This is a genomic window from Mucilaginibacter sp. (assembly GCF_028287845.1).
GTDB lineage: Bacteria > Bacteroidota > Bacteroidia > Sphingobacteriales > Sphingobacteriaceae > Mucilaginibacter.
The window spans coordinates 38,868-52,394 of sequence record NZ_JAQBOW010000108.1; the positions used below are offsets into that span (position 1 = coordinate 38,868).

General features: G+C 40.7%; 11 protein-coding genes. 5 read left to right on the forward strand and 6 right to left on the reverse strand.

What is annotated here, in order from left to right; all coding sequences use genetic code 11:
• Window positions 1-354: 354 nt before the first annotated feature.
• Window positions 355-993 (forward strand): hypothetical protein, encoded by a 639-nt coding sequence (locus JWP71_RS11085; RefSeq protein WP_299499763.1) that lies wholly within the window; start codon window positions 355-357, stop codon window positions 991-993.
• Here the strand turns inward: JWP71_RS11085 and JWP71_RS11090 are convergent.
• Both JWP71_RS11090 and gpmI read right to left on the reverse strand, forming a co-directional pair.
• Window positions 990-1,394 (reverse strand): hypothetical protein, encoded by a 405-nt coding sequence (locus JWP71_RS11090; protein WP_299499765.1) that lies wholly within the window; start codon window positions 1,392-1,394, stop codon window positions 990-992. The two genes, JWP71_RS11085 and JWP71_RS11090, sit on opposite strands and share 4 nt — an antisense overlap.
• Before the next feature lie 307 nt (window positions 1,395-1,701).
• Window positions 1,702-3,225, reverse strand: a complete 1,524-nt coding sequence (gpmI, locus tag JWP71_RS11095) for a 2,3-bisphosphoglycerate-independent phosphoglycerate mutase (protein ID WP_299499767.1) — start codon at window positions 3,223-3,225, stop codon at window positions 1,702-1,704.
• 195 nt (window positions 3,226-3,420) lie between these two features.
• On the opposite strand from gpmI, the gene JWP71_RS11100 reads away from it, so the two are divergent.
• The 4 genes from JWP71_RS11100 to plsY all read left to right on the forward strand — a co-directional run bounded on the left by JWP71_RS11100 (window position 3,421) and on the right by plsY (window position 7,386).
• Window positions 3,421-4,455 (forward strand): alpha/beta fold hydrolase, encoded by a 1,035-nt coding sequence (locus tag JWP71_RS11100; protein ID WP_299499769.1) that lies wholly within the window; start codon window positions 3,421-3,423, stop codon window positions 4,453-4,455.
• A gap of 369 nt (window positions 4,456-4,824) precedes the next feature.
• Window positions 4,825-5,469, forward strand: coding sequence for an SGNH/GDSL hydrolase family protein (locus tag JWP71_RS11105; RefSeq protein ID WP_299499771.1), 645 nt, complete (start codon window positions 4,825-4,827; stop codon window positions 5,467-5,469).
• 332 nt (window positions 5,470-5,801) lie between these two features.
• Entirely contained in the window at window positions 5,802-6,647 is an 846-nt protein-coding gene (gene nadC / locus JWP71_RS11110) for a carboxylating nicotinate-nucleotide diphosphorylase (RefSeq protein WP_299499773.1), read from the forward strand.
• A gap of 91 nt (window positions 6,648-6,738) precedes the next feature.
• Window positions 6,739-7,386 carry a glycerol-3-phosphate 1-O-acyltransferase PlsY gene (plsY, locus tag JWP71_RS11115; RefSeq protein WP_299499774.1) on the forward strand — a complete coding sequence of 216 codons (648 nt, stop codon included), beginning with the start codon at window positions 6,739-6,741 and terminating at the stop codon, window positions 7,384-7,386.
• A 398-nt stretch (window positions 7,387-7,784) separates the two neighbouring features.
• Here plsY and JWP71_RS11120 read toward each other — a convergent pair whose 3' ends face one another.
• The 4 genes from JWP71_RS11120 to JWP71_RS11135 all read right to left on the reverse strand — a co-directional run bounded on the left by JWP71_RS11120 (window position 7,785) and on the right by JWP71_RS11135 (window position 13,519).
• Entirely contained in the window at window positions 7,785-9,053 is a 1,269-nt protein-coding gene (locus tag JWP71_RS11120; RefSeq protein ID WP_299499777.1) for an anthranilate synthase component I family protein, read from the reverse strand.
• 68 nt (window positions 9,054-9,121) lie between these two features.
• Window positions 9,122-10,399: an adenylosuccinate synthase gene (locus JWP71_RS11125; protein ID WP_299499779.1), complete on the reverse strand. Its 1,278-nt coding sequence runs from the start codon at window positions 10,397-10,399 to the stop codon at window positions 9,122-9,124.
• A 273-nt stretch (window positions 10,400-10,672) separates the two neighbouring features.
• The gene (locus tag JWP71_RS11130) at window positions 10,673-11,140 is read right to left on the reverse strand and encodes a transcriptional repressor (protein WP_299499781.1); all 468 of its coding nucleotides are present in this window, start codon (window positions 11,138-11,140) and stop codon (window positions 10,673-10,675) included.
• Between the two features lie 156 nt (window positions 11,141-11,296).
• Window positions 11,297-13,519: a bifunctional (p)ppGpp synthetase/guanosine-3',5'-bis(diphosphate) 3'-pyrophosphohydrolase gene (locus JWP71_RS11135; protein ID WP_299499783.1), complete on the reverse strand. Its 2,223-nt coding sequence runs from the start codon at window positions 13,517-13,519 to the stop codon at window positions 11,297-11,299.
• Window positions 13,520-13,527: the final 8 nt, after the last annotated feature.

A 13,527-nucleotide genomic window follows, 5' to 3' on the forward strand; every position in this document is an offset into this window, starting at 1 on the left:
TATATCAATAAAAAAACGTCATGTTGTCAGCTTATAAAAATTAAGCGGGCATTAACACGGGTAAAATAGCGGTTACTATTAAATGCATACTCTATTTCAAGAGCTATGCCAAGATAAGGTAATTCAGACACAACAGTTACTTTAGCATTGTATCAGTTTGATTACATGCTATTTACAAATTTACCTGCTTTTTATTAAATCTTTTTAAATAAATTGATAAAGATGAAAAAAAGTCATACCCTTGCCCTGCATAATTTATTGAGGGACTTTTTTTTAATATATAGGCGGGTATGCATAATAATTTATAATTAAAGGAGTTAACTAAGTACTATTTGTTAACAAAATAAGTTTTTAATGAGGTTACCGGTCTTAGTATCTTTCCTGATTATCTCTTCTGTTGAACATGCAGCATCACAAAATGCCTATGTTAGATTAGGAAAACAGGCTTATATTGACGGAAATTTTAAAGCGGCGGTAACGCAGCTGGAAAAAGGATGTATGATAGACTCTACCAATGCTAACGCCTTATGGATGTTAGGTTATTCTTATTATCATAGCGACAATTATCTTAAATCTATAACCGCCTTTACCAAAGAAATAGCTATTACCCCTGCCGATGCTCACGCTTATTACTACAGGGCGAGGGCGCAATATCACTTAGGCACGGATAGCCAGGTGCCGGCCGAAAAGGAAAAATATTTATTGGGCGCGATTATAGATTTTACCAAAGCCATATCCATTAATCCTGCCGATACAAAACTGACGGTTTTTTATCAAAATCGCGGTCTTGTTTATAAAGACTACGCCGCGTTTAAACTACAAACAAACTCTCGATTTTACGATAGAAGAAGAGGCATCGACGCCTTGAAAGCATCTATTGCCGATCTGCAAAAGGTTTTGGATAGTGATGGAAACCGCAGTGATATATCTAATATTTCTTCGCTGATAGACTTGTCAAAAGAAAAATTGGCCACGGCTGTTGGTCACCATTAATTTAAGGTGCCTTTTATCGTATACGTATTGGCCCCCAGCAAACGTACTTTCTGATATTTTTGTATGATATAAAGTGAATCAGGGAAATAGCTTAGTTTTTCGTTGGTTTGATACAGTATGTTTTCAGTACGGTTATAGATCAATATCCATTTAACTTTATCGGCCTGTTTATTAATAACTATCAACTGCGTTTTAAGATCGATAGTCTTTGCACGGTAAATGATGGAGGCGCCGTTGGTTTGAATATTGTAACTATCCCGCCACGCAGGTTTGTTAATGTCTGATTCGCTGAATGAGCTTAACTCAAGTCCCCAGTTGCTGATGTGTACCTTCTTTGTTTCGGTAATACCGTTGTGAGTAACGGTTTTGTTGGTAAGATGATTTAGCTTAGTAAGGCGCAAACTATCAGCATGAAAGTAACCCTTTATATTGAAAAATTTAACATCGCTTTTTTCCGTATCTGGTTTGCATGATGGGAGAAGATATGTAAAAGATATTGCAAATAAATAAAAGAGAATTTTTAACCCTCTTTCCCGCTTGCGGAAGAGAGGGTCGACAAGCATAGCGATGTCTGGGTGAGTAAACGTTCGCCAATGCAATAACGCTATTGGTGCATTATTAATCCACTCACCCGGTCTTTGCTTCGCCCGACCACCCTCTCTTCGGCAAACCGTAAAGAGGGTTTCTTTAATTTGCTTTATAAGATTCCTACACCAATACATTCCCACCCATTTCTTCAGGAATTGTAATACCTAAAATATGAAGTACTGTTGGTGCAATATCACCCAACTTGCCATCTTTAACCGCTTTAACATCTTTATCAATAACAATGCAAGGTACCAGGTTGGTGGTATGCGCGGTGTTTGGCGTTCCGTCGTTATTTATCATGTAATCGGCGTTGCCATGATCGGCTAAAATAATGAAGGAGTAGCCATTGGCTAAGCCTGCTTCTACCACATCTTTACAGCATCTGTCGGCCGTTTCGGCAGCTTTAACAACCGCGCTGAAAACTCCTGTATGCCCCACCATATCGGTGTTGGCAAAGTTTAGTACAATAAAATCGGGCCAGCCGCTTTTTAGTTCGGGGATGATGGCATCGCGTATACCTTCGGCGCTCATTTCAGGCTGCAGATCATAGGTTGCAACTTTTGGCGATGGCACCATCAGGCGTTTTTCGTTTATAAATTCTTTCTCGCGTCCGCCCGAAAAGAAGAAGGTAACGTGAGGGTATTTTTCTGTTTCGGCAATACGGATCTGGTTCTTGCCGGCATCCTGCAAAATCTCGCCCAAAGTTTTTGTAAGATCCTCTTTAGTAAATACAACTTTAACATTTTTAAATGTTTCGTCGTAAGTGGTCATGGTAACATAATACAGATTAAGCGGCTGCAGGTTATATTCCGGGAAAGCCTTTTGTGTAAGCGCTACGGTAATTTCGCGACCACGATCAGTACGGAAATTAAAGCATATCACTACGTCGCCCTCTTTTATAACCGCAAGCGGTTGCCCCGCGCTATTGGTTTTAACAATAGGCTGCATAAACTCGTCGGTAACATCCTTTAAGTATGCCTCTTTAATAACCTGTTGTATATTGTTAGTTGGTTGGCCGGTACCGTGTACCATTACGTCATAGGCTTGTTTAACACGCTCCCAACGGTTGTCGCGATCCATAGCATAATACCGACCGATAGCCGATGCCAGCTTAACAGGAGTGTTGGCAATATGGTCCTCCAAATCAGTAATAAAACCTAAACCCGATTTTGGGTCGGTATCCCGTCCATCTAAAAAAGCATGAACAAAAACATTACTTAGTCCGGAGGTAACTGCCGCGTCACATAATCCTTTTAAGTGTTTTATATGCGAGTGTACGCCGCCATCAGATACTAAACCAATGAAATGTACATCTTTATTATTTTGTTTAGCATAATCAAACGCGTCTTTTAAAACCGGGTTGGTTATCAGCTCATTATCATCAACCGCTTTGTTAATGCGGCCAAGCTCCTGGTAAACGGTACGGCCGGCACCCAAATTCATGTGCCCTACTTCCGAGTTGCCCATTTGCCCATCCGGCAAACCAACGGCCATGCCTGATGCTTCCAGCTTTGAGTTTGGATAGTTTGCTATCAGCGAATCAAAAAATGGCGTATGAGCCGCCAATATAGCGTTCGACTGATCGTTACGGCCGTAACCCCAGCCATCTAAAATTATTAATGCAAGTTTCTTGTTGTTTTCCACAGTGCAAATATAAAGGTGATGGGGGATAGATTATAATTAATTTGTTAGAACGCGCGGTTACTCACCCCGACTACGCTTCGCTGGTCGGGGTGAGTAATCGCCGATTTGAATTTAATAAACCCACGCTTGCATGAACTTATTCTTTTATATAGATTTATCCAATCAATTATCCGTACCATACAGTATTTATTTTTCATGAAAAATTTCCTTTTTGCTATCGCGCTTTTATTTACAGGCGTTACAATATCACAGGCTCAAAACACACGCCGCCCCGACAGGCAGCAAATAGCTTCAATTGGCGACCTGAAACTACAATCGGGCAGTGTTATTACCGATTGTAAGGTTGGTTACCGCATGTATGGCCAGTTAAACAGTACCAAAAGTAATGTTGTACTGTTGCTAACCTGGTTTGGCGGCACATCAAGCAATAACGCCGGAGGGGATACCTGGAAAGCAATTGACACTACACGCTATTGTTTAATAATTGTTGATGCTTTGGGTAATGGCATATCCTCATCACCATCAAACAGCATAAAACAGCATGGAATGCAGTTCCCGGTTTTTAATATTGCCGACATGGTAGAGAGCCAGCATCAGCTACTTACACAAAAATTTGGTGTCAGCCATGTTAAAGCCATTACGGGCATTTCTATGGGTGGTATACAAACCTTCCAGTGGGCGGTGAGTTATCCTGATTTTATGGATGCTTTGGTGCCTATAGTTGGCAGTCCGCAACCTACCAGTTTCGACCTGATGCTTTACAGCACATTTAAGAATATTGTTGAAACAGATACCGAATATAATCATGGTGATTACAAGGTTAACCCTAAAATAAGCAATGCCAATTTACTGTGGGAGCTATTTTTAACATCACCGTCCGAAAGGGTAAGAACCAAATCGCACGATGATTTTACCAAATGGTTTAATGGTGTGAAAGGCAGCGGGCACCCCGACTGGAACGATACCTGGTACCAAATTACAGCTATAATAACGCACGATATTAGTAAACCCTATAATGGCTCAATGAAAGAAGCCGCAGCGCACATTAAGGCCAAAATGATCATCATTTCATCTAAGCAAGATCACATGGTTAACCCTACCCCGGCCATTGAATTTTCAAAGCTGCTGCCCGATGCCAAACTGGTACTGATAGACAGCGATGCAGGGCACCTGGCCGGAAATTTTGGTAATGCTACTATTAGAAATAGCGTGATTGAAATACTGCAATAAGGGGAGTAATTATTGCTTTACTGGAAATAACATTGATTAAGGGTTTGAATACGGGGATTGCAAATCCCCTGAAAAGTTAGTCCGGGATTATAAATCCGGACTAACAGGGTTATATCGATATTTACCCTTAACGGTAGGAGTATTCGAAAGATTTGTGTTAGTCCGAATTTATAATCCCGGACTTGAATAGTTGCGGATTTGTAATCCGCTTAAGGCATTAAGTTAACCGAGGATTGCAAACCCGGACTAACATGAAAAAGGGTGATAAGGTAGAAAAAGAAAAGACGAAACCAAAGCCTAAAAAGTAACTGTATTTATTTATACATTTAAGCCGCCTAACAAGTGGCTTTTTTTATTGACCTAAATCACGTGAAGAAATTAGTACTATTTGGATTGTTTATAGCAGCAATATATTCATGTAAAAAACCCCCACTTATTGATTTAGGCCAAAAACCAATTGGTCAATATCTATATGAGGGTGATAGCATGACAGATACGGTACAGGGGTACAGATTTAATTGGCCTGCGCAAATAGTTAAACTTAGTAAATCCGCATTTCTTACGCCACAGGTAAATGTGGCTACCACAGCAGAGACCGTTCAAATGATGGATGGTGAGTATGCAACCCAAGTACACCCCCATGCCCCTAACCCAAATCAAAACTATTTCTTTTTCTTATTGGCGGGTACAAATGATGCTTATTTCGGTCATTCGCCGGCACAAATATATAGTGACTTAAAAACCGAATGGAAACAGGCACGGGGAGATGGCTTTAAAGTAGTTGCATTTTGTTTGCCCCGTTCAACTATGCTTATAAGAGATACTACCAATGTCAAGGTAAACAAACTTATAATAGCAGATTTATCCCAATTTGATTATTTAATAAGGACGGACACCCTTCTCCCTGATCCTACAGACCTAACGCTATGGCAAACTGATGGCATCCATCCAAATGCTGCGGGATCAATTAAAATTGCCAAAGAGGTTTTAAATGTAATAGCGGTGAAGAATTAAAGAAATGGTTATAAAAATAAAATAAAACCGATAATATCTTATCATGGTCTAACGGGTATATAGTCTCCTGTTATCACCAACAAATTGTGCGTTGACCAGTTTATATCGATATTTACCTTTAACATTAGGAGTATTCGAAAGATTCTAAAAACACCTTTTTGTCATCCTGAACATAGTGAAGGATCTTATTAAATCGATAAGTATAAAAGCAGTCATTCTACGTTCAGAATGATAAATAATCTTTCTAACACCCTTAATCTGTTATTCAGACATCCGCAAACTATCACATCCAAAAAATGTTATTACTTTTGATCTTCTAAAATATACTTGATTTGGACAAAGAACTTGTACGCCCATTTATAGATAATGCCCTAAAAGAAGATGTTGGCGATGGCGACCATACATCATTAGCCACCATACCAGTTGGCACCATTGGCAAAGCCAAACTGTTGGTTAAAGACCCTGGTATAATTGCCGGCGTTGAGCTGGCCAAATATATTTTTCACTGCGTTGATGAGGACCTTAAGCTAAACGTATTTATTACAGATGGCACCGAAGTTAAACCAAAAGATATTGTATTTGAAGTTGAGGGCAGCGCCATAAGTATTTTAACCGCCGAGCGATTGGTGCTGAATTGCATGCAGCGCATGTCTGGCATTGCTACCGCTACCGACCATATTGTAGACCTGTTAAAAGGCACCAATACCCAGGTTTTAGATACCCGCAAAACCACACCCGGTATGCGTTATTTAGAAAAATGGGCCGTACGCATTGGCGGAGGTACTAACCATCGCTTTGGCTTGTATGATATGATGCTGATTAAAGATAATCATGTGGATTATTCGGGCGGGATTGCCAGGGCTATTGAGAACGCGCATCAATACATCAACGTGCACAACAAAAAACTGATTATAGAAATTGAGGTACGTAACCTTGAAGAGCTGGAAGAGGTTTTGCGAACCGGTGGTGTAGACCGTATATTGCTGGATAATTTTAATTACAGCGATCTTAAACAAGCGGTAAATATTATCGAGGGCCGGTACATTACCGAAGCATCAGGCGGCATAAATATTGATAACGTGCGCGAATTTGCCAACTGTGGGGTTGATTATGTATCCGTAGGTGCTATAACACACTCTGTTACCTGTATGGACCTGAGCTTAAAAGCTATTAAATAATCCTGCTAATTATTCTGTTAGTATAAATGTTTTGCTTTTAAATATAATTAAACTTGTTAGTACAATTACCAATTTTTAATATTGCGTTGATATGATCACCCCTTATTCTATTGCTGCGCTCATATTGGCCTACATGTTTGGCTCTATCCCCACCGCGGTATGGATAGGGCAGGCATTTTTTAATATTGACGTACGCGAGTACGGCAGCGGTAACGCCGGGGCCACCAATACCTTTAGGGTGCTTGGCAAAAAGGCCGGCATACCTGTTATGCTGCTGGATATTTTAAAAGGATGGACAGCCACAAACCTTGCCTTTGTTATAGGAGTTGGTGTTACCGGTCCTTATCATTCAGTACCTTTCTATAATTATCAGCTTGCCCTGGGCATAGCCGCCGTAATGGGCCACTTGTTCCCGGTATTTGCCGGGTTTAGGGGGGGTAAGGGTATTGCAACCTTATTTGGTATGATACTGGCTGTTAATTTACCCGCGGCTTTATTGTGTGTATCGGTATTTATTGTGGTATTACTAATTACCCGGTATGTATCGTTAGGCTCTATCATAGCAGGCTTTACTTACCCCATTGGTGTAACTTTTATTTTCCCCACTTATATTAAATCGGTTATTATATACGGCATGTGTATGTGCCTGTTGATATTAGTAACCCATCAAAAAAATATTGAGCGCCTTTTAAAAGGGAAAGAATCAAAGGTTAATTTCTTCAAGAAAAAAGCAAGCTAACGTGAGTTTGGGATAAGCTCTATGTCATTTCGATACAAGGTACGAGTGAGAAATCTTATACACCATACGATATTGCCGTACAAAGCGTATAAGATTTCTCTTTCACCCCCAACACACAACCGCCCCGGCTCCATCGAAATGACAATTTTATTGATTTATACTATTTAAGCTAAAAAGAAACAGAAATGTTGTTTCATTTTGTTACACCACTGCTAAATATTCTTTTTTGTAATTTATTGATAATCAGAAATATAATTAAAAATTACGCATAAAAATACTGACGAATAAGTTGTTACATTTTGTTACATCACTTTTTCGTATTTTGTTTATTTTCAATAGGTTAAGTCGAAATCTTGTTACACTTGTTACATTTTGTTACACATTTTGGTGTAACAAAACTAAGCAGGCAGCTGCCCTAAAACCTCTAAAATAGCCTTGGCTTTAAGCAGGCATTCCTCATACTCATTTTCGGCATCGGCATGGTAGGTTATGGCGCTGCCCACATGGAAGGACAGGTATTTCTCTGCCGAATTATATAATAACGTCCTAATCACTACATTAAAATCAAAATCATTATCGGGGCTAAAGTAACCTATAGCACCTGAGTATACCCCACGCTTGCTGCGCTCATACTGTTCCATCAGCCGCATCGAATTGATCTTGGGCGCGCCGGTCATGCTTCCCATAGGGAAGGTATTGCGTATGGCTTCTACGGCGGTAATTCCGTCCTGTAATTCACATACAACCGTTGATATCATTTGGTGCACCTGGTTAAAGGTATAGATGCCAAATAGCTCTTCGGTTTTTACCGTACCGGGTTTGGCCGAATGGGTAAGGTCATTACGCACCAAGTCAACTATCATCACATTTTCCTGTAGCTCTTTGGCGTGATTGCGCAGTTGTTGTTTGATGGCCTCGTCTTCCTGCTTTGTATTACCTCGTTTGGCGGTGCCCTTAATGGGTTGCGATATAAGTTTGCTGCCCCGTTTAGCTAAAAAGCGCTCGGGCGAGGCGCAAAGAATATACTTGTCATGCCATTTAAAAAAAGTACCAAACGGTGTCGGCGAGACGAGGTTAAGCTGTAAAAAAGTAGCTAGAGGATCTATTTGTGCACCGGCAGCAAAAAACTCCTGGCAAAAGTTGGTTACGTAGATATCGCCCCGGCTGATGTGGCCCTTAATTTTGTTAACAGTGGCTATATAATCCTCTTTACTAAACCTCGATTGAAGGTCAATGTTATTCGCTGGTGAAGTGATGGGTATTTGTTGTTCAATGGATTCAAAAATGGCCTGCGGATTATCGGCAGTTATTTCCACCTGTTCGCCGTTAATCAATATCAAATACTGCGGAGCGAAAAAACACAGATCAGGAAAAGTAAGATGATCCGGGTTTGAAGATGATAAATTCTCCACCTCGTTCTTCAAATCATAACTAAAAAAGCCTGTTAACCAGCCCGGGTTCTTTGCGCGAAAGTTTTCTAACTGTTTAAAAGCCGACCCGATATTTGCAACTATGTAGTCTTTAACACCGGCGGCAATTAACGTGTCAAATTTTGAATAGGGGTCATTAAAGTTATTAGAATCGAGATAGCAAGCCGCATCAAAAGCAGCGGCCCATTGCAGGGCCTTTTGTTTAAATAAACGCAGATCGGTTACCTGTTTAATCACAAATACAAAGTTAAAGCAAAAGGCTCCGGATTAGTGGAGCCTTTATGTTATTTATTAGCCATTGCCTGTTAATGCAACACTAAGGTTTGCTTTCTATCGGGCCCTACTGATAAATATTTGATAGGCACGCCTAATTCTTTCTCCAAATAATCTATATACGATTGCAATTTTGCAGGTATTTCTGATAATTCGGTAATGCCTGTCAGGTCCTCGTTCCAGCCATCAATTTCTTTTAAAACAGGTATGGCATCAACAGAGCAAATATCATAAGGCATATAATCTATTTTTTCGCCAAGATAATTGTAATGGGTACAAGCGTAAATTTTATCAAATCCGCTTAATACATCAGCTTTGGTCATTACCATTTGGGTAACGCCGTTAAGCATAATGGCATATTTTAAAGCCGGCAGGTCTATCCAGCCGGTACGGCGTGCCCTTCCGGTGGTAGCGCCAAATTCGTGGCCTATTTTACGTAACTCTTCACCAACTTCATTATCTAATTCAGTAGGGAAGGGGCCGCCGCCAACGCGGGTGCAATAAGCTTTAAATATGCCTATCACATCGCCAATAGTATTAGGGGCGATGCCTAAGCCTGTACAAGCACCTGCTGCAGTAGTGTTTGATGAAGTAACAAAAGGATATGAACCAAAATCAATATCCAACATAGCGCCCTGCGCGCCCTCTGCTAATATCTTTTTGCCCCTTTTTAAGTAATCGTTAACAAAATGTTCAGAGTCAACCAACGGGAATTTCTTTATTAATTCAATTGCTTCAAAAAATGCCTGTTCGCGTTCAGAGAAATCAGCAACTTCGCCATATAGCGCCTGTAGCATAGAGGCATGCTTGGCAACCAGCTTTTTATAGCGTTCTTTAAAATCAGGCAGGGTAATATCGCCTATACGCAAACCGTTGCGCCCGGTTTTATCCATATAAGTTGGCCCTATACCTTTTAAGGTTGAACCGATCTTACCTTCTCCCATTCCTTTTTCGGAAGCGGCGTCTAATAACTGGTGAGTAGGTAATATAAGATGCGCCTTTTTGGCGATGAGTAAATTCTTTTTAGTTAAAAGATCATGCCCGGCATCTTTTAATTTATCAATTTCTCTTTTTAAGGTGATAGGGTCAATAACCACACCATTGCCAATAAGATTTAGTGTGTTATCAAAAAATATACCTGAGGGGATAGTGTTTAAAACAAACTTTTTACCATCAAACTCCAATGTGTGGCCGGCATTCGGGCCTCCCTGGAAACGGGCAATCAGGTCATAACCTGCGCTTAAAACATCAACAATTTTACCTTTACCTTCATCGCCCCATTGGAGGCCTAATAATACGTCAACAGCCATTAATTTCTAATATTTCTATAATAATCGTCAAATGCCTTTGTGATGATTTTTTTTACTTTTTCCCAAGTCATACCATCCAAGGACTCGGGAGCAATCATATTTTCAGCCTCTGTAAAATAAATTACTGATCTTATCACCGCAAAGGTATCATCATAAGTATATCTATCATGATAAAAATTGAAAAAGATTCTCAAAAGAATAAATTTCCAGCAGGTCTTTTCATATCCAGGTCCCCGAATGCCTGCGTGCTTACAACCGGTTTATCCATTTTCCTTATACTTTTCTCTCACAGAATCCTGCCTTAAGTTTTTCACAATTCCCATAGAGGTTTAAGGAGTGATGTTTGATCTCGAATTTTAATAAGCCACCCATCATACTTTGTATCTGCTGTATGCGCGGATCACAAAATTCAACTACTTTGCCGCAATCAATGCAGATAATATGGTCGTGCTGTTTGTAGCCATATGATTTTTCAAACTGGGCCATGTTCTTGCCAAACTGGTGTTTAGTCACCAGGTCGCACGATACCAATAGTTCCAGTGTATTATATACCGTTGCACGACTTACCCGGTATTTTTTATTTTTCATATGGATGTACAGTGACTCCACATCAAAATGGTCACTGCGTGAATAAATTTCTTCCAGTATAGCAAAACGTTCAGGGGTTTTCCTGAGATTTTTATTTTCGAGATAAGCCTCGAAGATTTTTTTAACCATGGCTATGGTTTCCTGTGGCATCATATTTTGTTAAAGGGTCAAAGTTATTAATAATAAAATAGAATCAACAGATAACAATCAAGCCTCAGGATGCAAGAATCCGGAGCTAAGATAAGCCATACAGGAAATCAAAAAGGCACTCATGTATCTTGATTCCTGCATCCTGACTGCCCTGGTTGTTCAGGACGCTTTCTCAATGGCCGAATCGAAACGGTTCACGGAGGTTACCCCTTTCACCATCTTTAATCTTTTGATCAGGTTATCCAGATGTTCCGTATCGTTTACGTATACCATTATAGAACCCTCAAAAATGCCATTGTCGCTATCCACTGTGATCGAGCGCATATTCACCTTAAAATCATTCGAAATAACTGTGGTTAATTTATTGATCAGGCCTACATCATCTATCCCTGTGATTCTTAGTCCGGTTAAAAATGCCAGTTCCTGCTGGTTGGTCCATCTTGCTTTGACAATGCGGTAGCCATAATTTGCCATCAGTTTGGCTGCATTGGGACAATTCGTACGGTGTATTTTTATACCATCGCTAACGGTAATAAAACCAAAAACATCATCGCCGGGAATAGGGTTGCAGCAATTGGCCAGTTTATAGTCAATTTTCTGCATGTCCTCACCGATCAGCAGCATGTCGCTGTCTTTGGTTTTGATATTGCGCAACAGGCTTTGTACCTGTTCAGTCTCTATTTTATCCTGCGGTTTATTTTCAATTACTTTCTCTGAAGCCAGGTATTCCTTCAGGTCCTTCATATCGATCGTGCCCTGTGCTACATTAAAAAAGAGGTCCTGCGTGGAAGCCAGCTTAAAATAATAACTGATCTTGTGTATGTTTTCGGAATTGTAAGTGATCTTCAGGGATTTCATCTTACGTTCCAGTATCTCCTTGCCATCATCAGCTATTTTCCGTTTTTCTTCCTTCAGGGCCGATTTTATTTTGGCTTTAGCTTTGGCCGTCACCACAATATTGAGCCAGTCTTCCTTTGGTGTTTGCTTGCTGGAAGTGATGATTTCTACCTGGTCGCCGTTTTGCAGTTTGTAGCTTAGCGGCACCAGCTTATGGTTCACTTTGGCGCCAATACAACTGGCACCCACATCGGTATGTATCTCAAAAGCAAAGTCAAGTGCTGTCGCATTTAGCGGTAACTGAATAAGGGCGCCTTTTGGTGTGAAAATGAATATCTCGTCCGAAAACAAGTTCATTTTAAAATCATCAAGGAAATCGAGTGCGTTTGATTCCGGGTTCTTTAACATGTCACGCACTTTTTGTACCCATTGATCAAGCCCGCTGTCGGTTGACGATTCTTTATATTTCCAGTGTGCAGCAAAGCCTTTTTCAGCGATCTCGTTCATCCTTTTGGTGCGTATCTGCACTTCAACCCACTGCCCGCGGGGCCCCATTACTGTCGTATGCAATGATTCGTATCCATTTGCCTTTGGTGAGGATATCCAGTCGCGCAGACGATCCGGATTAGGGCGATACAGGTCGGTAACTATTGAATATGCCTTCCAGCAATCTGCTTTTTCATTTTCAGGCGTGCTGTCCAGAATGATCCTGATCGCAAACAGGTCGTATACCTCCTCAAACGGGATGGCCTTTTTCTTCATCTTGTTCCAGATCGAATGGATAGATTTTGGCCGGCCGAATACATCGGAATGCAATCCCTGTCCTTCCAGTACTTTTTTTACCGGTTCACTAAAATCCCTGATAAATTTTTCCCGTTCAGCTTTTTTCTCGTTCAGCTTATTTTTGATGAACTGGTAGGTTTCGCGTTCCATGTACTTCATGGACAGGTCTTCCAGTTCTGATTTTATAGCGTACAAGCCCAGGCGATGCGCCAGCGGGGCGTACAAATAAACCGTTTCGGATGAAAGTTTAAGCTGCTTATCGCGCGGCATATACTCCATCGTTCGCATATTATGCAGGCGGTCGGCAAGTTTTATCAATATTACCCTCACATCATCGGCAAGGGTAAGCAGCATTTTTCGGAAATTTTCGGCCTGTAATGAGCTATTGGTATCAAATACACCCGAAATTTTGGTTAATCCGTCAATAATTTTGGCAACCTTCTTGCCAAATTCCCTTTCAATATCATCCAGTGTTACAGCCGTGTCCTCCACCACATCGTGCAATAAAGCGCAGACAATTGAGGTCGTTCCCAGGCCGATCTCTTCGGCGGCAATTTGTGCTACAGCAATAGGATGGTAGATATAAGGTTCGCCAGATTTGCGGCGCATGTCTTTATGGCTTTCAAGGGCCATGTCAAACGCTTTACGTATCATCCGTTTATCACCTTTTTGCAAGGTGGATTTACTGGCGCGCAGCAAAGCACGATATCTTTTCAGTATCTCATTCTTTTCAGCTTCTATATCGATCACTAAATCTTTCATGTTCACAT

Bases quoted from the DNA above. Each gene is read 5' to 3' on its own strand.
- JWP71_RS11085 (WP_299499763.1), top strand. From the start codon at position 355: ATGAGGTTACCGGTCTTAGTATCTTTCCTGATTATCTCTTCTGTTGAA.
- JWP71_RS11125 (WP_299499779.1), bottom strand. From the start codon at position 10,399: ATGGCTGTTGACGTATTATTAGGCCTCCAATGGGGCGATGAAGGTAAA.
- JWP71_RS11135 (WP_299499783.1), bottom strand. From the start codon at position 13,519: ATGAAAGATTTAGTGATCGATATAGAAGCTGAAAAGAATGAGATACTG.
- plsY (WP_299499774.1), top strand. From the start codon at position 6,739: ATGATCACCCCTTATTCTATTGCTGCGCTCATATTGGCCTACATGTTT.
- JWP71_RS11130 (WP_299499781.1), bottom strand. From the start codon at position 11,140: ATGATGCCACAGGAAACCATAGCCATGGTTAAAAAAATCTTCGAGGCT.
- JWP71_RS11100 (WP_299499769.1), top strand. From the start codon at position 3,421: ATGAAAAATTTCCTTTTTGCTATCGCGCTTTTATTTACAGGCGTTACA.